Annotated in this window: 28 protein-coding genes; 11 read left to right on the forward strand and 17 right to left on the reverse strand. The window is 69.5% G+C overall.

Features of this window, described 5'->3' with window-relative positions; all coding sequences use genetic code 11:
* The first annotated feature begins 6 nt into the window (after positions 1-6).
* Positions 7-1,173, forward strand: a complete 1,167-nt coding sequence (locus AC1Q87_RS18335) for an amidohydrolase family protein (protein ID WP_492610269.1) — start codon at positions 7-9, stop codon at positions 1,171-1,173.
* Here AC1Q87_RS18335 and AC1Q87_RS18340 read toward each other — a convergent pair.
* The 10 genes from AC1Q87_RS18340 to AC1Q87_RS18385 form a co-directional block, all read right to left on the reverse strand.
* Positions 1,148-2,653: a hypothetical protein gene (locus tag AC1Q87_RS18340; RefSeq protein WP_492610270.1), complete on the reverse strand. Its 1,506-nt coding sequence runs from the start codon at positions 2,651-2,653 to the stop codon at positions 1,148-1,150. The two genes, AC1Q87_RS18335 and AC1Q87_RS18340, sit on opposite strands and share 26 nt — an antisense overlap.
* 63 nt (positions 2,654-2,716) lie before the next feature.
* Positions 2,717-3,751: a glutaminase A gene (glsA, locus tag AC1Q87_RS18345; RefSeq protein ID WP_492610271.1), complete on the reverse strand. Its 1,035-nt coding sequence runs from the start codon at positions 3,749-3,751 to the stop codon at positions 2,717-2,719.
* 17 nt (positions 3,752-3,768) lie between these two features.
* Positions 3,769-4,965: a DcaP family trimeric outer membrane transporter gene (locus tag AC1Q87_RS18350; RefSeq protein ID WP_492610272.1), complete on the reverse strand. Its 1,197-nt coding sequence runs from the start codon at positions 4,963-4,965 to the stop codon at positions 3,769-3,771.
* 154 nt (positions 4,966-5,119) lie between these two features.
* The gene (locus tag AC1Q87_RS18355; protein WP_492610273.1) at positions 5,120-5,503 is read right to left on the reverse strand and encodes a DUF202 domain-containing protein; all 384 of its coding nucleotides are present in this window, start codon (positions 5,501-5,503) and stop codon (positions 5,120-5,122) included.
* A 54-nt stretch (positions 5,504-5,557) separates the two neighbouring features.
* On the reverse strand, positions 5,558-6,982 hold the full coding sequence (locus tag AC1Q87_RS18360) for an OprO/OprP family phosphate-selective porin (RefSeq protein ID WP_492610274.1): 1,425 nt from the start codon (positions 6,980-6,982) through the stop codon (positions 5,558-5,560).
* 133 nt (positions 6,983-7,115) lie between these two features.
* Positions 7,116-8,042 (reverse strand): transporter, encoded by a 927-nt coding sequence (locus tag AC1Q87_RS18365; protein WP_492610275.1) that lies wholly within the window; start codon positions 8,040-8,042, stop codon positions 7,116-7,118.
* Positions 8,043-8,047: 5 nt separating this feature from the next.
* Positions 8,048-9,472: a dihydrolipoyl dehydrogenase family protein gene (locus AC1Q87_RS18370; protein WP_492610276.1), complete on the reverse strand. Its 1,425-nt coding sequence runs from the start codon at positions 9,470-9,472 to the stop codon at positions 8,048-8,050.
* Positions 9,469-10,812, reverse strand: coding sequence for a Dyp-type peroxidase (locus tag AC1Q87_RS18375; protein WP_492610277.1), 1,344 nt, complete (start codon positions 10,810-10,812; stop codon positions 9,469-9,471). Before AC1Q87_RS18375 ends, AC1Q87_RS18370 begins: the two co-directional genes overlap by 4 nt.
* Positions 10,813-10,819: 7 nt before the next feature.
* Complete coding sequence (locus AC1Q87_RS18380; RefSeq protein WP_492610278.1) at positions 10,820-11,830, reverse strand: hypothetical protein; 1,011 nt, start codon at positions 11,828-11,830, stop codon at positions 10,820-10,822.
* A gap of 12 nt (positions 11,831-11,842) precedes the next feature.
* Positions 11,843-12,397 carry a hypothetical protein gene (locus tag AC1Q87_RS18385; protein WP_492610279.1) on the reverse strand — a complete coding sequence of 185 codons (555 nt, stop codon included), beginning with the start codon at positions 12,395-12,397 and terminating at the stop codon, positions 11,843-11,845.
* Between the two features lie 256 nt (positions 12,398-12,653).
* On the opposite strand from AC1Q87_RS18385, the gene AC1Q87_RS18390 reads away from it, so the two are divergent.
* The 5 genes from AC1Q87_RS18390 (at position 12,654) to AC1Q87_RS18410 (ending at position 16,116) form a co-directional block, all read left to right on the forward strand.
* Positions 12,654-13,109, forward strand: a complete 456-nt coding sequence (locus AC1Q87_RS18390; RefSeq protein ID WP_492610280.1) for a surface-adhesin E family protein — start codon at positions 12,654-12,656, stop codon at positions 13,107-13,109.
* 90 nt (positions 13,110-13,199) lie between these two features.
* A complete protein-coding gene (locus AC1Q87_RS18395) occupies positions 13,200-14,186 on the forward strand; it encodes a helix-turn-helix domain-containing protein (protein WP_492610281.1) in 987 nt (328 codons plus the stop codon).
* Between the two features lie 14 nt (positions 14,187-14,200).
* Positions 14,201-15,442 carry a metal-dependent hydrolase family protein gene (locus AC1Q87_RS18400; RefSeq protein ID WP_492610282.1) on the forward strand — a complete coding sequence of 414 codons (1,242 nt, stop codon included), beginning with the start codon at positions 14,201-14,203 and terminating at the stop codon, positions 15,440-15,442.
* A 5-nt stretch (positions 15,443-15,447) separates the two neighbouring features.
* A complete protein-coding gene (locus tag AC1Q87_RS18405; RefSeq protein WP_492610283.1) occupies positions 15,448-15,747 on the forward strand; it encodes an antibiotic biosynthesis monooxygenase family protein in 300 nt (99 codons plus the stop codon).
* Between the two features lie 39 nt (positions 15,748-15,786).
* Complete coding sequence (locus AC1Q87_RS18410) at positions 15,787-16,116, forward strand: hypothetical protein (RefSeq protein WP_492610284.1); 330 nt, start codon at positions 15,787-15,789, stop codon at positions 16,114-16,116.
* A gap of 39 nt (positions 16,117-16,155) precedes the next feature.
* Here the strand turns inward: AC1Q87_RS18410 and AC1Q87_RS18415 are convergent, their stop codons facing one another.
* A complete protein-coding gene (locus AC1Q87_RS18415; RefSeq protein WP_492610285.1) occupies positions 16,156-16,470 on the reverse strand; it encodes a hypothetical protein in 315 nt (104 codons plus the stop codon).
* Positions 16,471-16,559: 89 nt separating this feature from the next.
* Between AC1Q87_RS18415 and AC1Q87_RS18420 the strand changes: the two genes are divergently transcribed.
* Complete coding sequence (locus AC1Q87_RS18420) at positions 16,560-16,946, forward strand: hypothetical protein (RefSeq protein ID WP_492610286.1); 387 nt, start codon at positions 16,560-16,562, stop codon at positions 16,944-16,946.
* Here the strand turns inward: AC1Q87_RS18420 and AC1Q87_RS18425 are convergent.
* Together AC1Q87_RS18425 and AC1Q87_RS18430 are read right to left on the reverse strand one after the other, a co-directional pair.
* Entirely contained in the window at positions 16,943-17,365 is a 423-nt protein-coding gene (locus AC1Q87_RS18425; RefSeq protein WP_492610287.1) for a hypothetical protein, read from the reverse strand. The genes AC1Q87_RS18420 and AC1Q87_RS18425 overlap by 4 nt on opposite strands.
* A 90-nt stretch (positions 17,366-17,455) precedes the next feature.
* Positions 17,456-17,674 carry a hypothetical protein gene (locus AC1Q87_RS18430; protein ID WP_492610288.1) on the reverse strand — a complete coding sequence of 73 codons (219 nt, stop codon included), beginning with the start codon at positions 17,672-17,674 and terminating at the stop codon, positions 17,456-17,458.
* A gap of 286 nt (positions 17,675-17,960) precedes the next feature.
* Between AC1Q87_RS18430 and AC1Q87_RS18435 the strand changes: the two genes are divergently transcribed.
* Positions 17,961-18,371, forward strand: coding sequence for a hypothetical protein (locus AC1Q87_RS18435; RefSeq protein ID WP_492610289.1), 411 nt, complete (start codon positions 17,961-17,963; stop codon positions 18,369-18,371).
* On the opposite strand, the gene AC1Q87_RS18440 is transcribed toward AC1Q87_RS18435, so the two are convergent.
* Entirely contained in the window at positions 18,368-19,297 is a 930-nt protein-coding gene (locus tag AC1Q87_RS18440) for a LysR substrate-binding domain-containing protein (RefSeq protein ID WP_492610290.1), read from the reverse strand. The two genes, AC1Q87_RS18435 and AC1Q87_RS18440, sit on opposite strands and share 4 nt — an antisense overlap.
* 99 nt (positions 19,298-19,396) lie before the next feature.
* Here AC1Q87_RS18440 and AC1Q87_RS18445 point away from each other — a divergent pair, with 99 nt between their 5' ends.
* Positions 19,397-19,573 (forward strand): hypothetical protein, encoded by a 177-nt coding sequence (locus tag AC1Q87_RS18445; protein ID WP_492610291.1) that lies wholly within the window; start codon positions 19,397-19,399, stop codon positions 19,571-19,573.
* Between the two features lie 62 nt (positions 19,574-19,635).
* On the opposite strand, the gene AC1Q87_RS18450 is transcribed toward AC1Q87_RS18445, so the two are convergent.
* Together AC1Q87_RS18450 and AC1Q87_RS18455 are read right to left on the reverse strand one after the other, a co-directional pair.
* Positions 19,636-19,890, reverse strand: coding sequence for a DUF3297 family protein (locus AC1Q87_RS18450; RefSeq protein WP_492610292.1), 255 nt, complete (start codon positions 19,888-19,890; stop codon positions 19,636-19,638).
* Positions 19,891-19,922: 32 nt separating this feature from the next.
* Entirely contained in the window at positions 19,923-20,840 is a 918-nt protein-coding gene (locus AC1Q87_RS18455; protein ID WP_492610293.1) for an HAD family hydrolase, read from the reverse strand.
* Positions 20,841-21,005: 165 nt separating this feature from the next.
* Between AC1Q87_RS18455 and AC1Q87_RS18460 the strand changes: the two genes are divergently transcribed.
* On the forward strand, positions 21,006-21,392 hold the full coding sequence (locus AC1Q87_RS18460; protein ID WP_492610294.1) for a hypothetical protein: 387 nt from the start codon (positions 21,006-21,008) through the stop codon (positions 21,390-21,392).
* A 5-nt stretch (positions 21,393-21,397) separates the two neighbouring features.
* Here AC1Q87_RS18460 and AC1Q87_RS18465 read toward each other — a convergent pair whose 3' ends face one another.
* Positions 21,398-22,771 carry an aminotransferase-like domain-containing protein gene (locus tag AC1Q87_RS18465; protein WP_492610295.1) on the reverse strand — a complete coding sequence of 458 codons (1,374 nt, stop codon included), beginning with the start codon at positions 22,769-22,771 and terminating at the stop codon, positions 21,398-21,400.
* Positions 22,772-22,851: 80 nt separating this feature from the next.
* Between AC1Q87_RS18465 and AC1Q87_RS18470 the strand changes: the two genes are divergently transcribed.
* Entirely contained in the window at positions 22,852-23,292 is a 441-nt protein-coding gene (locus AC1Q87_RS18470; protein ID WP_436062374.1) for a DUF983 domain-containing protein, read from the forward strand.
* The last annotated feature ends 67 nt before the right edge of the window (positions 23,293-23,359 follow it).

The following is a 23,359-nucleotide window of genomic DNA, read 5'->3' on the forward strand; positions in this document are numbered from 1 at the left end:
GCCGGCGTGCTTTTCCGGCCTATCGCCTTGGCGGCGAGCGTCCTGGTCCTGGCGGCCGCGCCCGGCTTCGCGGCCGCCCAGGCTCCGGTCAAGCCCGACCCGACCCCGCCGGTTCCGGTCTTCAAGCGCAGCCTAGCGTCGTTCGCCAAGTCGAACCCCGACCCGCAGTGTTTCGACCGCAGGAGCGAGTCCTATACCGGGGTCTCGGACGCTCACTTCCATCCACGGCCGTTCGGCGGCCAGGCGATCGAGCCGACCACGCTGTTCCAGTTCTTCGACAAGGCCGGCGTGCGGTTCGTGACCTATATGGGCATCGGCCAGTCGCTCGATATGAAATCGGACTGCACCTACTACCTGAACTGCCCCGGGGTCGCGGCGCAGCCCAGCATCAAGAACGACTTCGTCAACGCCCAGGAGACGAAGGTCTACCCGCACGACAACGTCCACATCACCCTGTCGATGACATTCGTGGACCTGGCCCACCCGGAGGGCGCGGTCGACACCATCGGGCTCTACGACCGCGAGTTTCCGGGCATGTTCGCCTGGATGGGCGAGGCCAACGTCATGAAGCAGGCCCTGCTGAACAACGGCTTCGAGCCGCCGACCATCGAGAGCATCGACCGCTGGGCGCCGTTCATGAAGGTGCTGGAGGAGCGTGGGATCCCGATCACCCTGCACGCCGACCTCGGCAACGACGCCGACCCGACCAAGTTCGTGCCGCTGATGCAGCACGTGCTGAAGACCTATCCGAACAACAAGATCGTCTGGGCGCACATGGGGCTCTCGAAAGAGCTGACCAAGATGGACCCGAAGCTGCACGTGGCGATCATGCGCAAGGCGCTCGACACCTATCCGAACCTGATGCTCGATATATCGTGGGACGTGATCTACAACGCCTACCACCAGTACGGGCAGGACTTCATCGACCTGTTCAACGCCTATCCGACGCGGATCCTGAACGGCACGGATTTCGTCGCCGCCGGCGACAAGCCGTTCGAGCAGTACTGGAAGGAGCTGGAGATCACCAGCAGGGTCAACCGACGGCTGAACGACGAGGCGTTTCGTCAGATCGCCCTGGGCGAGAACTACTTCCGGCTGCTGAACCTGGACTACGTCGCGCCGCCGGTCTGCAGGCCGGCCGCTAGCGTCAGAAGGCCAGCGAGAAGTCGGTGACGAAGGTGAAGCCGTTGCCGCCGACCGGAACGGGATAGGCGGTGTAGCCGACCGGCGAGTTGTCGACCCACAGGCCCATCATGTTGACCCGCAGGTCCCGGCGCTGGAACGGGAAGTAGTTGAGCCCGAGGGCGAGATCCCAGGGATCGCCGTACTGGCCGAAAATCTGCGAGCCGGAGGCGTAGAGCATCAGGGTCTTGGGGATGACCATGGCCGAGGCCTGGAGCGAATAGCCCTGGTCGAAGAAGTCGTCGCGGGGGATGACGCCCTCGACCTTCAGCGGGTCCAGCCAACGGGCGTAGTACTCGCCTTCCAACGCGAAGCCTCGGTATTTGAAGGCCGCGTTCAGGGCCATCATCTGGTAGCGGACCTCGGTGATCCGCCCGGTCCCGAAGGCGGTGGTGTTGAAGATCAAGGTCCCGTCGGACAGCCGGATCTGGGTGTTCTCGATCGACTCCGTGCCCGGCTGCGACTGCGGCGTCTCGGTGCTTTGCGTGTAGTGCGCGCTGAACAGGGTCGCGAGCTTCTGGTGGTCCTCGAAATCGCCCATGCCGTTCGCCGGACCGAACTCCTTGGTCGTCGGCATCCAGGTCAGGGCGCCGGAGAAGGTGTCGATATTGGCGTCGAGCTGGCGGGCCTGGACGCCGAGCGCGCTGAGATTGTTGGCGACCATCACCCGGTACTCCAAGCCGTCGATGATCTTGCCGTCGGCCCAGACGCCTTGCGTATAGGAGCCGCGGAAGAACTCGTCGGCGATGGGGCGGTTGTCGTTGCGCAGCCAGTACGGGAAGGTGCGGTTGGTCGAGCGGGTCGAGGGGACCGACTGGATCCCGAGATAGACCCGCAGGTGTTCGTTGAAGGTCCAGTTGAGGTTGCCGGCGGCGACCACCTGGGCGCCGAGTCCCTGGCTGGCGTTGGATGTCCAGACATAGGCGTTGTAGCCGAACCGCGGATCGAACAACCAACCGCGCAAGGTGATCTGCACCTTGGCCAGCTGGAAGTCCTCGCGGGGGGTGACGTCGAACGGCTGGCCGAAGGTGCTGGTGTACGTGTCGTCCATGCCGTGCTGGTTCAAGTAGCGCAGATAGCTGACCAGGCCGAGGTTCACCTCTCCGGCGTCGGATCGGATCAGGATGACGCCCTTGCCGGGTTCGAAGCCGCCCCACTTGGCGCCCGGCGCCGGGGCTTCCGCGCGTCGCCGGAGTTCGAGGTTCGGCTGGGCGCTCGCAGACGTCAGCTCTGGCGCGGGATTCGGCTGGGCGGGGTCGCCGGCCACGAGGCTGAACTGCCGCGAGAGGGCGTCGATGCGTCGGGCCCGCGCGTCCTCGGCGGCCTTGGCGGCGGCCGACTCCGCCTTCAGAGCCTCGATCTCGCGGCGGATGTCGGCGAGGGCGGCGTCCGAGGCGCCGGGCGCGGGCGGGGGCAGCGCGGTGGTCTGGGCTTCGTTCGCCGCGGCGGCCAGCGGCCATGCCAGAAGCAAGGCGCCGGAGCCCGCCGCTAACGTCCTGCGCAGTTCCCCCCCGCCACGCATCACGTTCTCCAATTAGACCGGCTGCACCGAGTAGGGATTGCCGTCGAGGGCGTTCGAGATCGAGGTGATCGCGCGCTGCCCGCGGACGCTGTTGCCGGCCGCGTCTAGCGGCGGGGCGAAGGTGCCGATGCCGAACTTGCCGGGCGAGACCGCGATGATGCCGCCGCCGACGCCGCTCTTGGCCGGCAGGCCGGTGTGGAACAGCCACTTGCCGCTGTCGTCATAGAGGCCGGCCGTGGCCATCACCGCCAGGATGCCGGGAACGTGGCGCTGGTCGACCACCTGCTTGTGGGTCACCGGGTTCTTGCCGCCGTTGGCCAGCGTCGCGGCCATGACTGCGAGGTCCTTGGCGTTCACGGCGATGGCGCACTGACGGGTGTAGAGGTCGACGGCCTGGGCAGGGTCGCCGGGGAAGCGCTCATAGGCCGACATCAGCTGGCTGATCGCCCGGTTGCGCTGGTTGGTGTCGGCCTCGGACTTGTAGACCACCTGGTCGACGTCGAGCTGGCGGCCGGCGAAGTCGCTGTGGATGCCGAGGATCTTGCGCCAGACCTCGTCGGCGCTCGAACCCTTGACCATGCCGGTGGTGGCGATGGCCCCCGGATTGACGAAGGGGTTCATCTCCTTGCCCTTGAACTGCTCGACGGCGGTGATCGAATTGAACACCTGACCCGTGGCGTCGACGCCGATGCTGTTCTCGATCAGCTCCTCGCCGGATTCCTGGAACACCAGGGCCATGGTGAAGACCTTGGAGATCGACTGGATCGAGAACTTCGGCTCGATGTCGCCGACGAAGGACGACTTGTTGGTCGGGGTGACCAGGCCGATCCCGAAATAATTGGAGGGCACCTGGGCGAGGGCCGGGATGTAGTCGGCGTTCTTGCCTTCGTTCAGGCTCTTGTACTGGGCGTGGGCGGCCTTGACGGCGGCGTCCAAGTTGGCTGGGGCCGCCGGCGCAGACTGGGCGAGCGCCGGGCCCGCGGCGGAGGCGGCGGCCATGAAGGCAAAGGCCTTGGCCAGGTCCCGCCGGGAAGCATTGGCTTGCATGATCGAGTGCTCCCTGATCAGCGGAAGTCGTTGCTGGAAAAGGCGTACTTGAACGAAACCTGGAGGCGGTAATCCTCGCCTTCCTCGCCGTCCTTGTCCTCGCGCGTGCCCCACAGGAACTCGCCGCCCATCATGATCTTGTCGGACGGCGTGTAGAGCAGGTTCACCGACGCGTACTGGGCGGTCTGGAAGGCCGTCCCTTCCTGGAAGTTGGTGTTGTCGACCTGGACGCGACTGTAGCCGATCGACGAACTGAACTGATCGTTCCAGTAGTGGTCGTAGTAGGCCATCAGTCCGAGCAGCGGCACGACGTCGCCGCGCAGGCCGATCGGCGGCGGCTGGCCGGGCGCCGGCGGGGCCGCGTTGAGGCGGTCGGCCTCCGGCGCCAGGTCGGTGCCGCCGTCGTTCATGTAGCTGGCGATGCCCTCGCCATAGACCGCCCCGAGATGGATGACGTCCTTCTCGAGCAGCTTGATGTTCGAGGTGAGGTTGACGCCCCAGCCGGTCTTGCTGTCGGAGGGTTCGTTGTTCGGCGTGCCGGCGGTTTCGAAGCCCACGCGGCGCAGAATGCCGGCCACCTGGACGTGGCCCCAGCCGCCGTCATAGCGCCAGTGGGCGGTGAGGTCGGGCAATTCCTCGTCGCCCTGCAGTCCGGCGGCGATGTCGGAGTCGATGAGGCGGACATTGCCCGGGTCGATGTCGTTGCTGGGCTGCTCGACGGCGACGGCGAACTGGTGCGGGCCGGTCTTGTAGGTGAAGCGGATCTGCGGGTTGCGCAGGAACACCATCCCGTTGGGACCCCAGTAGTCGATGGTGTTGGGGAAGGTGTCGCCGTCCATGAACAGGCTGTTGGTCTGCCCGGCCAGGATCGGGCCCCACTCGCCGTAAACGTGGCGCAGCCGGAACGTCGTCTGCCCAGCGTCGTCGCCGACGCCGTAGAGGTCGAACTCGAAGCGGACGAAGAGGTCGTTTCCGGCGATCGGCTGGCGGGCGCGCACGCCGAGGCGGGACTGGCGGACGCTGATGACGCTCTGGCCGTCGTCGCCGTAGAGGCCGTCGACGGTCGGGATCTTCGAGGGGCGCAGCGTGGCGTCCCAGTCGGGATGGACGCGCTTGAAATCCTGGACATAGTCCAGTTGAGCGAAGCCGTAGACTTCGAAATTGGGTTGTTCCTGGGCCCAGGCCGCGCCGCCGGCGCCTAATCCGAGCCCCAAGGTCGCCGCCCAGGCGAATTGGCGTGCCGGGACGCCCAAATATTGGAACATTACCAACCCTCCAGACGTCGCTCACTCCCCGTCGAGCGTGGCCGGGACTTTGAAGACCTGTCGTCCTGGTTGATATCGGGTTGAATACTGATAGCAGGCCGCCTCACGTACGGGGCGGGCCGAAGGATTGCAGGATCATCGTGCCCCAGGCCGCGGCCCCAAGCGCCAGCAGCAGGCCGGCGACGATGAAGGTGGAGCGGACCTGATACCCGCGCGGCGCGCCGGAGGGCAGCGGGTGGCGGCGGCGCACGATGGTCAGATAGCGCGATTGGTTCCACCAGCCCCAGCCGAGGTTCAGCATGCCCAGCGTCAGCAGCGCCAGCCCGACGCGGCGCGCCACCTGGTCGATGTCGACGCCGAGCGAGGCGCTGGCGTCGGCGTTCTGCAGGAAGGCGTGGATGGTGAAGCCGAAGCCGATCAGCGAGATCGAGGTCTGCACGATCTGGATCATGGTGCGCTCGACGTCTCGCAGGGCGGTGTCCCGCAACGCTCCGATCGCTTCGATGTCTAAGGGGGACGTGGGAGCAGGCATTGGGATCTCTCAGAACGAGTAACGAATTCGGACGGCGAGGATGTCGAAGGTCTGACCGATCTGGGCGCCGGGGGGCGGCGTTGCGGGCGGTGCGCCGAAAGGCTCGGGATCGGCTAGGCCGGCGGGGTTCAGGCGATCGACGTCGACGTGGAGATAGTTGGCCATCAGCCGCACCCGAGGCCGCGGATACCAAAGCAGGGCCGCACTGAGGATCTGCTGGCGACCGCCCCGCACGGCGCCGACGGGCGCCGGCTGGCCGGCAGCGCCCTCGTGATCGTTGAGGTCCATGACGCTGTGGCGGAAGGCCAGCTCCAGGGCGCCCCAGCCGCCCTTGCCGATCGGCGACAGCGGAGTGGGAAAGGAGAAGGCGGCGAGCGATTGGTCGAAGCGCCGCGTCTCGCCGGTCAAAATCCAGCTGCCTTGGACGTAGTAGCCGCCGAAGCGGGGATCGCCGCCCTGTCCGTGGCGATCGACGCCGAACAGAAAGCCCTCGGCCTGGAGGTAGACGTTCCTTCGCTGGACGGCGAATTCGAGACCGAGCACGTGGGCGCGATCGGAGTCGATTTCGCCGGTGTCGATCAGCGGGGTGTCGTCGACGTCGATTTCGGGCGTGTTGAGAAATCGGACCGGGAAGCGTTCGGGACGGTCGGCGTCCTGCTCGCTGGCGGGAGCCAGGACGAAGGTCCCGTTGACGCCGAGATGGACGCGGTAGTCGTTTCGAGATTTGAACGCCCGCGTGTAGCGGCCGAGGATCGCCGCCCGCGGCGCGTAGTCGTCGTCTGCGTCGAGCGGGGGGCCGGTCAGGCTGAGCGTGATCATCGAGCCGGGTACGACGCGCCTGACCGTCACGCCGACGCGGCCGTCGCCGCCGCCGAGCGAGCGGGCGAGGTCCGCGGCGGTCGCCCGCTCAAGGAACAGGTTGCTGTCGGAGCTGGTCGCGCCCTCCATGTTGGTCGGCGGCGAGAAAGCCCCGACGCGGATCGAGTAGGGCTTGCGGATGTAGCTGGCCCAGACTTCGGCGATGCGCGCTTCGCCGGCCTCGTCGGCGTCGCCGAATTCGAACATGGCGCGATAGGCGAAGTGGTCCCCGTGCGAGCCTTCCCAGCCCAGACGCGCGCGTCGCAGGTACGAGCCGTCGTTGAGATGCCGCGCGCCCAGCGGATCGCCAAGATGTACGCCGCCGCGCCGGAAATCGCTTTCCGGCGGGCCCTCGGCGGCCTGATCGTATATCGCGCCGTCGTACTGCAGATAGCCGTGGAAGGTCCAAGGCCCCAGCTGGAAGTCCAGGTCGAGCAAGGAGCGGAGCGAAAAGCCGCCGCTGTCGGCCTGGGTGTCGGCGACGACCGGTGCGGGGCTCTGCTCCGCCGCCGGCGGCGACGGCTCGCCGGACATCGCCGCTGCGAGCGCGGCGCTCGTCGTGGCAATGGCGTACACGTTCGCCGCGCTCCCGATTCGCCGATCGTCACGAGATCAGCGCCTAGGGGCGGTATCGTTCCGGAGCGGCAGCGGCGATGACATTGGGTGAACCCCTGAGGCCGGCCGGCGAATAACCTCCAGCATTCGCGAGTCAGAACGGCACGACCAGGGCGGTGCGGAAGAACCAGCCGTCGGGGCCGCCGTCGTCGCGCTCGACCACGCGCTCGTAGGTGAAGATGGCGCTCGCGCGATCGGCCAGGGGCAGCGCCAGGCTTGCGCCGGCCGACCAGCCGTGGGTGTGGCCGCTGCCGGCCGCCCCGTCGAGGCTGGTTTCGCCGCCCTGTCGGTAGAGAAGATCGGCCGACAGCCAGACGCGGGGCGTGAGGTTGCGGATCAGGTGGGCCTCGACGCTGAACAGGGCGTCCTTGACGCTGCGGCGTCCGCCGAACGGGTCGGTGTTGACCTCGTAGAAGGTGAGGGTCGGCAACACTTCGAGGCCGGTGTAGCCCGCTTGCCGATAGGGTCGGCCGTTGGCGATCAGCGTCGGGAGGCCAAGTTGGTAGGAAACGCGGTTGGCTCCGAGGTTCACCGGCGCGGTCGAGCTGTAGGCCCCGGTCGGGAAGAAGATGCGGCCGAGCAGGGCCAGGCCGAAACGCGGGTGGAAGTCGGCGAACGCCTCCGGACTGAGCGCCGGGGCGCCGACCAGGCCGAGGGTGGCGCCGACCTGGGCGTCGCCGAAGCCGGAGCTGGCCGCAGAGCCGGTGGCGCGTACTTCGCCGACGGGCAGGATCGCGAAAGGCGTCAGGGGGGTGCCGGCGACGTCGAAAGTGCGCGCGTAGCGCAGCACCACGATGTCGGTGTCGATCTCGCTGCCCGGATGGATGTCGCCCGGCTCGGGGCCCTCGTTGCCGCGCTTGATGACGCCGAACCCGGTCAGGGTCTGCGCGCCGACCGGCGCCAACTGGTAGACGCGCGGCCCGTCGTCCTGTGCGCGGGCCGGGGCGGCGGCGAGGGGCAGCAGCACAGCCAGGACGAGACCGGCGATCAGCCTCAGAAGGTTGATGGCCGATCCCCTCATCGCGCCTATCTGAATTCGGCGGCGAACGGCGGCGGCGTGAGCTCGGGGTTCAGTCCGCGCGCGGCCATGGCGGCGGCGCGCCCGAGGACGCCGGCATAGGTCGGATAGGAGAGCGGCAGGCGGGCGAGGTCGTCGACGCGCATGCCCGCGGCGATGGCGACGGCGGCGATCTGGGCGACCTCCACGGCGCGTTCGCCGACCAGATGACAGCCGAGCATGCGGTGGCTGTGGCGGTCGACCACGAGCTTGCACAGGCCGGTCTCGCGCCCGTCGATGATCGCGCGGGCGACGGCGTCAAAGCCGATGGTGACGGCGAGGACGTCGTGCGCGGCGCGGGCCTGCGCCTCGCCCAGCCCGACCTGGGCGTACTCAGGGTCGGTGAAGCTGCCGACTGGATTGACCAGATGGTCGGCGCACTCGCTCGAACCGGTGACGGCGTTGGTGGCGGCGACGAAGCCCGACTGCATCGCCTGGGGCGCCAGCATGCGCGCGCCGACGACGTCGCCGGCGGCGTAGACGTGGGGGACGCTGGTCCGCTGGGCGGCGTCGACCTGGACGAACCCGCGCGGATTGGTCTGAATGCCGGCGGCCGACAGGTTCAGGGCGGCGGTGTCGGCGACCCAACCGACGGCCACGACCACGACCGCCGCCTCGGCGTGACCGCGGCGGCCGTCCTTGGCGTAGGTCATCCGCACCCCGCCGGAGGCGAGCGCCTCGAAGGCCTCGATGTCGCCGAAGCCCTCGTGCAACGCGACGCCGGCGGCGCGGAACGCGGCCGCGACGCAGGCCGAGACCTCGGGCTCTTCGGTTCGCAGGATGCGCTCGCCGGCTTCGAAAAGCTCGACACGGGAGCCGAAGGCGTTGAACACCGAGGCGACCTGGGCGCCGGTCGCGCCGGAGCCGACGACGATCAGCGAAGGCGGGACGGAGGTCAGCGACCAGGCGTCGCTGTGGGTGCAGGTCAGCTCGAAGCCGGGGATCGGCAGTCGGCGGCTGATCCCACCGGTGCAGAGGATGATCCTGTCGGCTTCGAAGCGGTGGCCATCGGCGCTTTCCAGAGTGTGCGGATCGAGGAAGCGGACGGCCCCGGCGCCGGTCTGCAAGGTCACGCCGGCCGCCTTGATCTGGGCCAGCAGGGCGGCGCGCTCGCCGACGCCGCCGACCACCTCATCGGCCCGGGCGAGCAGGCGCGGATAGTCGAGCCGCGGGGCGCCGACCTCGATCCCGTACTGCGGGAGCTGGCGGGCCTCGCGCATCAACCGGGCGGCGTGGGCCAGGGTGCGGACCGGAACCGGCCCGTCGTTGGCCGCCATGCCGCCGAACGCGTCCTTGGTCACCAGTGTCGTGCGGGCTCCCAGGTCGGCGGCGCGCAGAGCCGCCAGGGTTCCGGCCGGACCGGCGCCGACCACCAGCACGTCGCCGGCGCTCACGGCGGTGCGTCCGGCAGGTCGGCCAGCCAGCGCAGGGCGCGCAGGCCGGGCATGAACGCGTACTCGCCGCCGCGGGTGGTGACGAAGCGGGCGAGGCCGTGGACCTTACGCGGCAGCGGGCGGCGCGGGATCGTGTAGGAGCCGGTTCCATCGGCGGATCCGGTTAGGGGGTCGATGGCGTCCTGCAGGCCGAGGAACTCGCCGCCGTTCACCCATTCGGACTGCACGAACTCGAACTGGCGCTTCAGGTGCGCGCCGACGAAGGCGAACATCAGGCCGCGGTCGCCGCCGTCGTCCGCCATCGCGCCGGCCGGCAGCGGTGTCCCATAGACCGTGCCGCGGCGGATCATCCGGTGCAGGCGCACGACGCCGGCCACCTCGGCGTCGCGCGGATTGCAGCGGCGCACGTGCGAGCCGGGCGGGGTCTTGTAGCCGGTCGCGTCGTCGGCTTTGAACAGGAAGGCGTTGTTGCGGGCCGGATCGACGCCGAGGGCCGGGTCGTCGTGCAGCGGGCAGAGCGCCAGCGGCGCGCCGCTGCGCCAGCGGCCCATCATCTTGGCGGCCAGCAGCTCCTCGTCGTCGGCGCCGCTGGCGTTGGCGCGCAGGTAGCGGCGGAAGGCGGCCACGTCCTGGTGCAGCTTGCGGAACACCACGTAGCTGCCGTTGAGGCCGAGGGCCTCGGGTTGCGGCGCTGGCGGCAGGCCGCCCATCTCGTCGAGATAGCCGAGCACCAGTTCGCCGGCCTTCAGCGGGGTTTCGAGCGGGTTGGTTCCGGGGATGCCGCTGCCTTCGATGGCTGGATGGCTGATGCCGTCCTTGAAGCCGAACGGCTCCTTCTCGTCGGGCGGGGCGTGGCAGTCCTGCCGCCAGATCGGCGCGATCCCGGGCAGATCGGCGAAGGCGGCGCGGGCGCGGCCGATCGCCTCGTCGAGCGCGGCCGTGTCGGGCGCGACGCCGACCAGGACGACATGGACGCCGGGCCGGCCGAACGGCGCTTCCCAGTGCTCAGGCGCGCTGGCGCCGACATCGCCGAGGGCTGAGGCCCGCGCGGTCATGCCCTGCCGGAACTCCCAGGCGAAGCTTTCCAGCGAGGCCTGCGGGACGCCGAGCGTCTGCAACCCCTCGAAGGTCAGAGCCACGCTGACCCAGGTGTCGCGTCCGGGCCGGTCGGGCTCGGCGGCGGAGGTCACCACGTCGCTCAGCCGGCGCAGCAGTTCGCGCCCGTCGCGGCGTTCGTCGACGCGCAGCAGGATGTAGGTCGCCGCATAGGGCGAGGGGCGCGGGCGCAGCACGCCGCTCTGGATGTCGGCCAATTCCAGCCCGTTCGGATCGCCCGCCATCGCCGCCTCACGTGCTCACGAGGTTCTTCCAGAAGCGCTCCAGGCTCGCGTCGCCGCCGAACAGGGTGCTGAACACGGTGGAGTCGCAGACCACGACGTCGCCGGCCCGCTCGCCCTCCGGCGGGGCCCAGACCAGGGTATTGAACTCCATTTGGCCGGCCCGGGTCATCGGGTGCGGGTGGGCCAGGTCGATCGGCTGGGTGGCCAGCACCCGCGCGGTCCCGTCGTCGCGGGTCAGGGCGTAGTGCGGCAGATGCATGTGGAAGTTCAGGCTCTCGACCCCCTCCAGCAGCCCGGCGGCGTCGAGGTCGCGGAAGGCGGTGAACGGGGCGATCTTGTCCTTCGTGCCGGCGCGCACGGCGGGGCGCAGCGCCCAGCGGTTCTGGACCGGGATGTCCAGCGCCTTGAGCAGCGCCAGCGCGTACTGGCCGAAGCGCTGCTGGCGCGGGACCAGCAGGTCGCCATGGTGAGCGTACTCCATCGCCCGCTGATCGAGGTCGTCGGTCGCGCCGACGTCGTGGTGCGGGCCGATCACCAGCCGCGTGCCCTCGCGCTTCAGCCAGAGGCGGACCGCCTCGATCTCGGCCGGGGAAGGGGTCTGGCCGGTGACGTTATGGTCGAGGCCGAACAGGAACAGCGTGTCGCAGTCGCCCAGCACCCGCTCGTCCAGCGGCAGGGCGAAGCCGGCCTGGTCAACCCTCTGGAACACCGGGACCGGCTGGCCGGTGACCTCGCCGACCAGGGTCTGGAACGGAACCCAGGCCCAGAAGAACAGCTCCAGCGCCCCGGCGACGCCCTGCTGGAACTGCAACGGGTCGGCGAAGCGCGGGACCTCGTAGGCCGGCCACAGCACCCGGCGCACCTCGGTCATGGTCGAGAAGCGGTTGTCCAGCTCGGCGACGTTGCGGTTGGCTTCGGCCGGATAGCTCCAGGCGATGTAGACGCTGACCCGCCGGCGGCCGGGGGCGTAGGGCCGAGGGACGTGGTTCTGGTTGTAGGTGCGGGCCGGTTCGGTCATGGCCGCGCGCCGCTACTGCAGCTGGTCCAGCGCGTCGCTCAGCGAGGCCTTGAGCCGCAGCGCCTTCTTGATCTCGTCACCGCTCACATAGGGGTACTCGCCGTACTCCAGGAAGCTCGGCACCTGATGCTCGCGCGCGTACTTCACAAAGGCGGCGGGATTGGTCTTCCAGTCGGTCGGAAAGTCCTCGAGGTTCTCGAACACGGTGTCGACGCCGGAGAGCTTGAACAGCTCGACGGCGTCCTCGGTGTACTTGTCGAAGTCGGTGTCGAAGATGCCCTGGTACATGAAGTAGGTGTCGTTCCCGATCGGGAACAGCAGCCAGCGCAGGAAGTGCAGCTTCAAGGGCGCGAGCAGGCCGGGGTTGTCGCGGATCGCGGCCTCGATGGTCCTCCCGTGCGCGCGGATCACCTCCTCGCGGCCGGGCACGATCCTGGCCAGCAACGAAAACCCGTAGTTGGCCGGCGTCTTTGGGAAGGCCGGCCCGTAGGGGCCCTCGATGCGCTCGAAATAGCCTTCCTTGGGGATGGCCATGGCGGCGGGCTGAAGGAAATTCTCAGCGGACATGGGAGCGTTCTCCGGGATCGATGCGGTCTGCGGGTCGGGCCGTCTCGCTCGGCCGCACCCTAGGACTCGGCCGGCGCGGATCACTCAGGCGAAACCCTCGAAGGCTTGGCCTCTGAACCCTGGCCGTGGCCGCGCCGTGGCGGGACGAAGGTGGCGCCGATCCTGAACCGAGGGCGGACGTGGGACGTTAACTGTCCCAGTCGCGCACGGCCCTGCCGCTTGCGGATTGGGCCACGCTCGCTCGGAGGGCTGTGGGATGAGCTATCGCAAGGCGGCGGTCGCCGCGTTGGGTCTGGTGCTGCTGGCCAGCGGCGCGCAGGCCGCGCCGTTCGAGGCCGTCAGCTTCAAGAAGGGCCAGAGCGCCCTGGTCTACGACGTCGGCAGCGTCCGGCGCGAAGGGGCCATGGCCCAGGCCTGGGTCTACCAGATCGTCGCCCATCCGATGGACGGGGCGAGCATGGTGGCGACGTTCCGCGAGTTCTCCTGCGCCATGCGCCGGACCCGCGACCTCGCCCGCCGCTTCGTCTCGCCGGACGGGGAGACCCTGCGTGCGGTGGAGACTCCGGGCGAGTGGCAGGACGTGGCCTCCGGCGACGAGCAGTACGAGCTGATGCAGCAGGTCTGCGCCGGCAAGCCGCAGCGGATCGCCGGCCAGCAGATGTCGGTGTTCGACTTCCAGACCGTAGTCCGCGACGCCCTGGGCGCGCGCTAGGCTTCACAAATCCGCACGGAGCGATAGCCGATCCGCACCGGCGGCGGTCGCGGGCTTGCGCGCGGGCGTGCGGCTGACCACGGTGGCGCGATGACCACGTGGATCGACCAAGCCGAGCTGACGGCCATGGCCCAGCGCCAGTCGGGCCTGGAGATCCTGCGCCAGCTCTATCCGCCCGAACGCACGGCCCATGTCGAGACGCTGGAGTTCCTGCCGGTCGAGGAGGGGCTGTTCTGTTCGCTCAACGCCTGGCGGACGACGGAGCCGACGGCCGACCATACGGTGGTGCGCAACTCCATCGGCCTGCAGTTCGTGCAGACCGGAGCGGTACGCCAGACCCTGGCCGGGCACGGCCGCTATCTGCACGCCGGCGCGCGGGTCTGCCTGACGACGTTTCCGAAGGAGACGCGGCAGGTGCGCCGCTACGGCGCGGGGCTGGACGTCAAGTACATCGGCGCCTGGGTGGCGCCCGACCTGCTGGTCGACAAGTTCGGGCTGGAGGTCGACGCGTTGCCGGAGCCGCTGGCGGCGTTCTTTCGCGGTGAGACCAGCCAGCCGTTCTGCATGAGCCTGCCGCTGCCGCCGCGGCTGTGGCTGGCGCTCGACGAGGTGTTCGCCAGCGGCTTCTCGGGCAAGTTGCGCCAGACCTACATGGCCACCAAGATGACCGAGCTGGTCTGCGAGCTGACCGCATCGCTGGGACGCGCGCCTGCGCCGGCGGCCGGAGCCGTGGGGCAGGACGAGTTGTCGCCGCGCGAGCAGGTGCTGATCGAGACCGCGGCGATGATCTACATGCGCGAGCTGGCCGCGCCGCCGTCGATCGACGCGCTCGCCGCGCGGATCGGCCTGAACCGCAATCGGCTGTCGGCCGGGTTCCGGCAGGTGTTCGGCTGCACGCCGCACGACTATTCGAAGCGCCAGCGCATGGACTGGGCCCGCCGGCTGATCCTGGACGGAACCATGCGGCTGGGCGAGGTCGCACAGGCGGTCGGCTATGCGAGCCCGTCGAGCTTCAGCCGCGCCTTCACCGATCACTTCGGATTTCCCCCGTCGGCGGCGCCGTCCGCCGCCACTTAAGTAAAGGACCTGGCATGGCTGGCTTTGTGATCGTCAACGCGCGGCTGCTCGACCTGGAAGCCGGGGTGCTGCGCGGCGGCGCCTCGCTGCGCACCGAGGGCGACAAGATCGTCGAAGTGGTCGAGGGCGGGCGCGAGATCGCGGCCGGGGAGGGCGTCCAGGTCATCGACGCCGGCGGCCGCACGCTGATGCCGGGGCTGATCGACGCCCACGTGCACGCGGCTCTGACCACCATGGACTTCGCGGCCCTGGCCCGGCGGCAGACCTCGTGGCGGGCGATCGAGACCAAGTACATCTTGGAAGGCATGCTGGCGCGCGGCTTCACGACGGTGCGGGACGCCGGCGGGATGGATCCGGGCATCGCCAACGCCCTGGACCGCGGCCTGGTGAAGGGGCCGCGGGTGTTCCGCTCAGGGAGGGTGCTGAGCCAGACCGGCGGCCACGGCGACAGCGAGCCGGTGGAGGAGCATCCGCAGCTCTGCGCCTGCTCGATCCGCTCTTCGTTCTTCAGCCACGTGGCCGACGGGGTCGACGCCGTGCGCAAGGCGGCGCGCGAGGAGCTGAAGTCCGGCGCCCATCAGATCAAGGTGATGGCCGGCGGCGGAGTCGCCACGCCCTCCGACCCGATCGACATGGTGCAGTACACTGAAGACGAGATCCGCGCGGCGGTGGAGGAGGCGAAGGCGCGCCGCACCTACGCCTTCGCGCACGCCTATATTCCCGAGGCGATCGAGCGGGCGGCGCGGGCGGGCGTGCGCTCGATCGAGCACGGCAACCTGATCGACGCGGCCTCGGCCCGGACCATGGCGCAGGCGGGCTGCTTCCTGGTGCCGACGCTGGTGACCTACGACCAGATCGCCGAGACCGGCAAGCAGCTGCGCTTTCCGAGCGAGAGCCTGCGCAAGCTGGGCGACGTGCTGCACGCGGGCGTCGGGGCGGTGCAGACCGCGCTCGACGCCGGGGTGAAGGTCGGGTTTGGCACCGACCTGCTGGGCGAGACCCATCCGGCCCAGTCCAAGGAGCTGCTGCTGCGCGCCCAGGTGCAGAGCAACGCCGACGTGTTGCGCTCGGCCACCCTGGTCAACGCCGAGCTGCTGCAGCGCCAGGGCCAGCTGGGCGAGCTGGCGCCGGGGGCGTTCGCCGACCTGCTGCTGGTCGACGGCGACCCTCTGGCGGACCTCAACGTGCTGTGCGGCCAGGGCGAACGCATCGACCTGATCATGCGCGGCGGCGTGCTGGCCAAGACCGCGCTGTGAGCGGCGTGCGCAGCCTCATCCGCTTCACGGTCAAGCCAGGTCGGGAAGCCGACTTCGAGGCCGCCTTCGCCGCCTGCGGAATGCTGACCCGGCCACGGGCGATCGAGGGTTTCCTCGAGGCCGAGCTGGTGCGCGGGCTAGAGAACCGGAGCGAGTACCTGGTGATCGGCCGCTGGGCGGACCAGGCCGCCTACGGCGCCTGGCAGGCGCGCTCGCTGGAGGGCGTCACGCCCGAGCAACGCCAGGCGCTACTGGACACCCTGATCGACCCGCGGCCCGGCGCTGCCTACGCGGTGGTGGCGTAACGGGTGGTGTGGAGGCGCTGGTCGGGTTAACTGCCTGCCATGGCGAAGACCAAACAAAGCGACGAGTTCGAGATCGAGGTCGACGGCGAGCCCTATGTCTGGTGGCTCCACCGGCGGCCGCAATGGTCCAGCGACACGGCGAAGTGGCGCGGCATGGCGATCGCCGTGCGGCACCAGGAGGGCAAGCGCGAAGCGGTGGTGGAATTTCCGCCAGGGCCGCAGCCGCGGTTCGGCGCCCCGCAGCTGCAGGCCTCGCAGATTTCGCGGCCGCTGGTGGCCAACGCCATCGCCTCGGCCGTCGCTGCTGGATGGGAGCCGCTGTCGCGCGGCAAGACCGTGACCATCGTCGTGGACGAAGCCGGCGGCTGACGTCGCCCCCCGCGCCATGGCGAAGGGGGCCAACGCGGATCAGACTTCGTGGTGAAGCGTCCGGGCGGCCGGCTGGCCGGCGAGGAGGTCTTCGTGCTCGGCGTCGCGAACGGCGCGCGAGACGTTGAGGCGGGTGAAAAGGTGGCCTTGGGCTTCGGCCAGCGTCGCCTGGGAGAGCTGCTTGGCGCGCGACAGGTCGCTGCACACGCCGAGGCCGACGATGGTCACCTCCGGCCCTTCAACCGCCAGCACGGCGAAATTGCCCGCCGTCGGCGTGTGATGATCGCTCTCCGGCCAGGCCCGGAAGCGGTAGGCGGCGCCCGAAGCGCCCCGGAGTTCAACAAATTCACGCATCAACACTATCCAAGCGCCCAACAGGCGCCAATTTCCAGAACTATCGGACCGGTGAATCACCGATCCACGAACAGGAGCCGAACCGGCGCATGTCGGAGTCTATCGAGCGCTTCCTGCGCCGTCGCCCCACGATCTCCACACATGCGCCACTTGGCCGCGTGTTCAACGTCCTGCGAGAGACCTGGAGACTGGACGACGACCCCAAACGCACGACCCCCGACAGCGGTTTCATCGCCACGGGACGATCTGCGTCCGAGGCTGCGGATTTAGCCCGCGAGTGGACCGCCCGCTACGCCAGGAATGGCTTCGACAAACCCTCCGGCGCCTGGTGGGCGGTGGAAGGTCCGCAGATCCACCGCGTCACCGTCGCGCCGCGCCGCCGCCGGTCGGTGGGGCTGGCGCTGGGCCTCGGCGCGGCCGGCCTGGCGGCCGTGCTCGTCGCCCGCGGCGCTTCGGGGCGCCGCTCCGGCCGCTAGCAGGCGTATCGCCGCTCGATGGTCACCCGGCGGCCGATATATGGGTCGTAGACCCGGTCGCGACTGACGCAGGTGCGCGGGGCGTAGGCATAGGGGCGGGCGTAGCCGCCGCCGTAGTAGCCGTTGTCGTAGCTGCGCGAGCGGTCGCCGTAGTAGCCGTTGTTGTAGTAACCGCTGCTGTAGCCGTTGTTGTAGTAGCCGTTGTCGTAATAGCCGCGGTTCTTGTTGTTCGAGCCGGCGATGGCCGCGCCGAGCGCCAGGCCCAGCACGCCGCCGACGATGGCCGCCGCCGCCGCGTCGTTGTTGTTGTCGCGGTCGCGATAATAACGATAGGGCTCGGCCTGGGCCGAACCGCCGCTCGCGGCGATGGCGCCGGCGGCGGTGACCGCCGCGAGGGTCGCTGTCAGGAGCTTTTTCATGCTCGCCTCCTTCTGGCCTCGCCCTGATGTGGGGATGGCCAGGTTCAGGCGCTAAGGTCGCAAAGTCCCGCTGAACGCAGGCTGAATGGGTTAATCGCCCGTAGGCGCCGGCTCAGAACGCGGCAGAGCCTCAGCGCTCCAGGGATTTCCGCGCGGCGTGACGACGGTGAAGTCCGGGCCACTGATCAGCGCGACCATCGCCCCGGCTTGCGGTTCGGCCGACGGCGTGCGGTTGGCGAACGTCGGCGTCTCGGCGGCGGAGGCCGAGGCGATCGCGACAATAAAGACGGTCGTTGCCAGAACCTTCATCTCAGAACCCCTGCTGTCCCGTCGCCGGGTAGTCATCAAGATTCCGTCCCTACGGCGGGTTGTGCGAGAAGTCGGCGCGGCATTCCAATCAATTCATCTCTGTCACGAAAGTTTATCGCAACTGCGATGCTCTGGAGCGCGCGGTGACTGCTGTTTGGGCGCCGCGGGCCCACGGTGACGGTTGCGGCGGCGATTGTGATTTCACCGTCATCTGCTCGCCATGTTCGCGCAGTTAAGCGTTCCGTCTTTGCGTCGGCGTTTTCGGCGCGTGTTCACGGAGCAGACGGTGAAAGCACTTTCCATGGCGATCCTCGCGGCGACGGCGCTGGGACTGGCGGCCTGCGGCGAGAAGACGGCGGGGGCGCAGAGCGGCGACCCGAACGCCGGCCTGGATGTCGCCATCCGCAGTTGGCACGCCGAGCTGAAGGCCAACGATCCGCAGTGCAAGGGCAAGCCGGACGGCGAGCAGTGCCGTGCGTTCGAGGTGGCCTGCAAGGGGCTGCGCGAGGTGAGCCCCGACGAAGCGGCGCACGGCATGACCGCCAAGATCGGCGCGGCCATCGGTTGGGAGGCCTGGGACGGGGCGCGTTCGGAATACCGCCCGACCTCGGCTGTGGCCGAGTTCCAGAAGGTCGGCGGCGAGTGGAAGCGCGTTGCGACCGGCCCGGTGAACCTGTCGACCTGCGTGGCCTCCTAGGCCTCCTGCCGCGGATAGTCGCGCAGGACGGGATCCTGCGCGACGCAGTCGAGGATCCACTCGCGGAACGCCCTGATCTTGGGCGCGCGGGCGCGGTCGGCGCGGTAGGCCAGCCAATAGGCGCCGCCGTAGTGGGCGACCGTCCTGAACGGCATGACCAGGCGTCCAGACGTGAGTTCGGGCGTGAAGAAGAACGGGCAGGCCAGCGCCACGCCCTGTTCGCCCAGGGCCGAGGCGACTTCCAGCGTCTGGCTGTCGCCGATGATGCGCGGCGTGCGGATGTCGGCGGCGTCCTGCCGCCCGACGCCGACCGCGGCGAACCAGATCGCCCACTCGTCCGGCGAGCCGATCAGCGGCGCGTCGAGCAGGTCCTCCGGGCGGGCGAGGCCGCCCAGCCGTTCGCGCATGGCCGGCGTGCAGAGCGGCGCGTGGATGTGCGGGAACAGGTAGTGGCTTTCGATCCCCGGCCAGTCGCCTTGGCCTGAGCGCAGGGCGACGTCGAAGTTCTCGTGCGCGAGATCGACCAGCCGCGTCGAGGTGTCGAGCCGCACCGCGATCGATGGATGCTGCAATTGGAACGCGCCGATCCGCGGCGCCAGCCACTGGTTGGCGGCGGTGGCCAGCGAGGTGATCGACAGCACGCCTTCGCCGACCTCGGTGATGTCCTGCAGGGCCGTGCGCAGCACGCTGACCGCCTCGCTGGCGGCGCGCGACAGCCGCTCGCCAGCGGTTGTCAGCACGACCTCGCGCGGCAGCCGCTGGAACAGCGTCTGGTCGAGCCGCTTCTCCAGCGCCTTCACCTGCCAGCTGACGGCCGCCTGGGTGATGCCGAGTTCCTGCGCGGCGCGCGTGAAGCTGCGCAGCCGGGCGGCGGCTTCGAACACGCGGATCGCGCTGAGCGGAATGGTGGCGAGGACGTCTGACATAAGCGTTCCTAATGTATAGAGCAGGAGGACGCGTTTGTCATCGATCGCGGTTCGGTCGATTTTCGCTTTGCTGGCAAGCGAAAAGGAAGGAGCCGGGCGATGGAGGAACTACACAGACTGCATAAGGACGTTCCCTTTGGCTGGGTCCTCTGGCTGCAGGAGGTGTTCGGGCAGGCGGCGCGCAAGGCGGCCGTGCGCGAGGCCGCGGCCGGACGCCGGCCGCGCGGGAGCGAGACCGTGCCGGACGACCTGCACTGCCTGTCGGCGCCGCACTAGCGACGCTGGACCAATTTTAAGGAGAAGCGGGCGCGGTCACGCTGACCGCGCCGACGCGAGGCTTACTCAGCGATGTCCTGGAAGTAGGGTTCGACCTCGCCCTGCAGCTTGACGGTCATGGCGTTGCCCTTGCGATCGACGGTCTTGCCGACGCTGAGCCGCACCCAGCCTTCGCTGACGCAGTATTCGTCGACATTGGTCTTCTCGACGCCCTTGAAGCGGACGCCGACGCCGCGCGCCAGGGCCTCCTCGTTGTAGTGCGGGCTGGCGGGATTGACCGAGAGGCGGTCGGGCGGAGTGGTGGGCGTGTCGCTCATCGCGCCCGATTAGCCTTCCTTGGCGAGATTGCCTAGTCCGGGAACACCTTGGCCCAGTCGCGCTTGACGCTGACCAGCTGGATGCCGAACTCGTCGGCGCGGTCGAGGGTCTCGGTCAGCGGGCTGAGTTTGAAGTCGCGATCGTAGGCGGTTTCGCGCGCATCGTCGTCGTGGTGGACCAGCAGCGCCAGGCGCCGGCCGGGGCCGTCCAGGGTGTAGCGCAGCATCGCCTGATCGCCGTCCGAATTGCCGAAGGCCAGGATCGGGCGGCGGCCGATGTGCAGGCCGATGTTGGCCGGCTTGACCGCGCGATCGTCGAAGGTGTCGAGCTGCGCCAGCTTCATCAGCGCGAAGTGGCCGTCGGTTTCCTGAAGCTCAGTCTTCACGCTGGAGCCGATCACCTGCTCGGGCGGGATGCCGTACACCTGCTCGGCGAAGGCGCGCATGAAGTCGACGCCGCCGCCGGAGACGATGAAGGTCTTGAAGCCGTGCTCGCGCAGGTAGGCCAGCAGCTCGAGCTGCGGCTGGTAGACGACCTTCGGATAGGGGCGATCAAGCTTGGGGTGCCGGGCGCTCGCCATCCATTGGCGGACCTCGTCCTGGAAGGCCTCGATGGTCCGGCCGGCGTGCACCGCGAAGGCGAACTCGAAGATGCCTTTTTTCCCGAGCGCGTGGATGGCGGCGAGGTCGCGATCGAGGAAGGCCTTGAACGCCTGGCGCTCGGCGAGCGAGGGGTCGGCCGCCGCCATGGCCGCCGCCCGGTCCTGGGTGAACAGCACCTGGACCTGCAAAGGCTGTTCGCACCAGAGGGTGCCGTCGTTGTCGAACACCGCGATCCGCTCGGGCGAGGGCGTGAAGTCGGGGCCGGCCTCGTCGGTGACGGCGGCGACGAAATCGAGGATGGCGCGGCGGGCGGCGCCGTCGGTCCATGATGGCAGGGCTTGGGTCACGGCGTCCTCCGTAGGCCGCCAGCTTCGCGTGGCGGCCGCGGGCGGCCTATCGGGGTTTTCCCGCGGAGCGGCGTCAGGGAGGCCCGTCAACGCCCTCTTAAGCAGCGGCCCGACAGGATGGCGGGGCCCTTGCGCAACAGGGGTCTTGCGACCTGGGAGGTCGGCATGTCGGTGACCCGGACGGCCAACGTGCGGCGGTCTCACGACCACTTCGAGCCCGACGGCTCGCTCGACCCTCAGGCCCAGAAGCGCCTGCGCGGGCATATCGAGCAGATCGACTACACGGCCTACGCCTCGAACCGAGAGGTGATCGGCCAGATGCTGGGCCAGGCCGACGCGGCGAAGTTCCAGAAGTTGGCGGTCGCCGCGGCGCTGGCCCGCAGCCAGTGGGTGGCCCAGGCCCTGGCCCTGAGCGAGAACCCGCACCCGCTGACCGTGCAGGAGACCGAGCGGCTCGGCTCGCTGCGCAGCGCCTATGAGGAGCTGACCGAGGCTTACGAGGCCATGCGGCGGATGGTCGAACGCGGCTACCTGACGTTTCCGGCCGGTTAGTCCGGCTACACCACCATCCGGCCGGTCGGCTCGCCGCCGAGGATCGCGGCGACGCCGCGCAGGGCTTGGGCGAGGACGACCTGCTTGGCCGGCCCGCCGAGCGAGATCCGCAGGCCGGCGCGCGCGCCGGGCGCGGCGGCGAAGGCGTCGGCGGTGACCAACGACAGGCCGCGGCTCTGGGCGGTGTCGCGCAGGCGCTCGCCCGGCCAGTGGTCGGGGGTGTCGAGCCAGATGTGGATGGCCTCGGGCGCGCCCCGAGCGGCGGGCAGGATCTGGCGGGCCAGGGCCTGACGCTCGACCGCCTCGGCGCGGACGGCGGCCAGCACCTTGTCGGCGGTTCCCTCGCGGATCCAGGCGGTGACGATGGCCGCGCTGAGCGGAGCCGGCATCAGGGTGGTGGCGCGCAGGGCCTCGGCCAGGCGCTGGGCGGCGCCGGCGCCGGGGGCGGCGACATAGGCGATGCGCAGGCCGGGCGACAGCGCCTTGGCTGTGGTGGCCAGGCGCCAGACCAGGTCCGGGGCGAAGGCGGCGATGGCGGGCAGGGGCGTGGACGGCAGCCGGCCGTAGGCGTCGTCCTCGATGATCGGAACCCTGGCGGCGCCGGCGACGGCGGCGATCTCGCGGCGTCGGCCTTCGCCCATGGTGGCGGCGGTCGGGTTCTGGTGGGTCGGGATGCAGTAGATCGCCCGTGGCGCGTGATCGGCGCAGAGGCGGGCCAGCGACTCCGGATCGAAGCCCTCGTCGTCGACCGGGCAGGCGACCAGGCGCAGGCCGAGCAGCGCGGCGGCCGAACGGACGCCCGGAAAGGTCAGCGGCTCGACGATGACCGCATCGCCGCGGCGGGCGAGCATGGCGAGGATGGCGGTCAGCGCCGCTTGGGCGCCGGGCGTGACCACCACGCGATCCGGCGACACCTCGCCTTGCCCTGGCGCGAGCCAGGCCGCGCCGGCCGCGCGCTGGGCCAGTGAGCCGCCGGGCGGGTGATACGCCATCAGCGCCTGCGGATCGGTGCGGTCGAGCACCGCGCCGGCCGTCTCCTTCAGGAGTTTCCCGAGGTTGAGCCCCTTGGGCGGCGGCGGCAGGTTCATCGACAGATCGACGAGCCCGGCCTCGTCCTCGGCCGCGCGGCCGGCGACGAAGGTGCCGCGCCCGACCGCGCCCTCGACCAGGCCGCGGGCGCGGGCGGCGGCGTAGGCGCGGGTGACGGTGGTGAAGTCGACGCCGAGCGCGGCGGCGACCGTCCGCTGGGGCGGCAGCTGCTCGCCGGCCTGCAGCTCGCCGTCGGCGATCGCCGCCTCGAGCGCGCGCAGGATCGCCAGGTAGATCGGGCCGCCGCCGCGTTCGACGCGCCGCAGCCAAAGGGTCGCAGGACCGGCCATGCTTGCCATCCCTCTTCGAAATCCATACATTGATATTCAATTGTAGGCATCAATGCAACGATTGTATGTAGGACCTGGCCATGGCCGACGCCAACCAAACCTATGACCCGCCGCTGCCGATCATTTCGGGGCTGACCTGCCGTTGCCCGCGCTGCGGCAAGGGCAAGCTGTTCAGCGGCTTCCTGAAGATGGCTCCGAGCTGCGAAGCCTGCGGGCTCGACTTCTCGTTCGCCGACCCGGCCGATGGCCCGGCGTTCTTCGTGATGACCGCCATCGGCATGATCGTCATCGCGGTCTTCACCTGGGTCGAGGTGGTCTATCACCCGCCGATCTGGGTCCACGTCGTGACGGTGTTTCCGGCGTTGATCATCGGCTGCCTGGGCACGTTGCGGCCGGTGAAGGCCTGGCTCGTGGCCTCGCAGTTCTTCCACAAGGCCGAGGAGGCGCGGTTCTCCAGCCTGGGCGGACATGGCGAGGGCGGCTTCGGCCTGCGCGGCAAGGCGCGCGACCGGGCGGCGTAATCGGATCAAATTCGACCAGGGGTAGGGTGCTCTGGGCGCCACGTTCCCGCATTTTGTGGTGGCAGAT

The organism is Phenylobacterium sp. GW823-FHT02A09 (assembly GCF_058797775.1).

Excerpts from the sequence above, each read along its gene's own strand:
- glsA (WP_492610271.1), bottom strand. The coding sequence starts at position 3,751 with ATGCAAGCCAATGCTTCCCGGCGGGACCTGGCCAAGGCCTTTGCCTTC.
- AC1Q87_RS18365 (WP_492610275.1), bottom strand. The coding sequence starts at position 8,042 with ATGAGGGGATCGGCCATCAACCTTCTGAGGCTGATCGCCGGTCTCGTC.
- AC1Q87_RS18375 (WP_492610277.1), bottom strand. The coding sequence starts at position 10,812 with ATGGCGGGCGATCCGAACGGGCTGGAATTGGCCGACATCCAGAGCGGC.
- AC1Q87_RS18380 (WP_492610278.1), bottom strand. The coding sequence starts at position 11,830 with ATGACCGAACCGGCCCGCACCTACAACCAGAACCACGTCCCTCGGCCC.
- AC1Q87_RS18385 (WP_492610279.1), bottom strand. The coding sequence starts at position 12,397 with ATGTCCGCTGAGAATTTCCTTCAGCCCGCCGCCATGGCCATCCCCAAG.
- AC1Q87_RS18390 (WP_492610280.1), top strand. The coding sequence starts at position 12,654 with ATGAGCTATCGCAAGGCGGCGGTCGCCGCGTTGGGTCTGGTGCTGCTG.
- AC1Q87_RS18395 (WP_492610281.1), top strand. The coding sequence starts at position 13,200 with ATGACCACGTGGATCGACCAAGCCGAGCTGACGGCCATGGCCCAGCGC.
- AC1Q87_RS18400 (WP_492610282.1), top strand. The coding sequence starts at position 14,201 with ATGGCTGGCTTTGTGATCGTCAACGCGCGGCTGCTCGACCTGGAAGCC.
- AC1Q87_RS18410 (WP_492610284.1), top strand. The coding sequence starts at position 15,787 with ATGGCGAAGACCAAACAAAGCGACGAGTTCGAGATCGAGGTCGACGGC.
- AC1Q87_RS18415 (WP_492610285.1), bottom strand. The coding sequence starts at position 16,470 with ATGCGTGAATTTGTTGAACTCCGGGGCGCTTCGGGCGCCGCCTACCGC.
- AC1Q87_RS18420 (WP_492610286.1), top strand. The coding sequence starts at position 16,560 with ATGTCGGAGTCTATCGAGCGCTTCCTGCGCCGTCGCCCCACGATCTCC.
- AC1Q87_RS18425 (WP_492610287.1), bottom strand. The coding sequence starts at position 17,365 with ATGAAAAAGCTCCTGACAGCGACCCTCGCGGCGGTCACCGCCGCCGGC.
- AC1Q87_RS18430 (WP_492610288.1), bottom strand. The coding sequence starts at position 17,674 with ATGAAGGTTCTGGCAACGACCGTCTTTATTGTCGCGATCGCCTCGGCC.
- AC1Q87_RS18440 (WP_492610290.1), bottom strand. The coding sequence starts at position 19,297 with ATGTCAGACGTCCTCGCCACCATTCCGCTCAGCGCGATCCGCGTGTTC.
- AC1Q87_RS18445 (WP_492610291.1), top strand. The coding sequence starts at position 19,397 with ATGGAGGAACTACACAGACTGCATAAGGACGTTCCCTTTGGCTGGGTC.
- AC1Q87_RS18450 (WP_492610292.1), bottom strand. The coding sequence starts at position 19,890 with ATGAGCGACACGCCCACCACTCCGCCCGACCGCCTCTCGGTCAATCCC.
- AC1Q87_RS18460 (WP_492610294.1), top strand. The coding sequence starts at position 21,006 with ATGTCGGTGACCCGGACGGCCAACGTGCGGCGGTCTCACGACCACTTC.
- AC1Q87_RS18465 (WP_492610295.1), bottom strand. The coding sequence starts at position 22,771 with ATGGCCGGTCCTGCGACCCTTTGGCTGCGGCGCGTCGAACGCGGCGGC.
- AC1Q87_RS18470 (WP_436062374.1), top strand. The coding sequence starts at position 22,852 with ATGGCCGACGCCAACCAAACCTATGACCCGCCGCTGCCGATCATTTCG.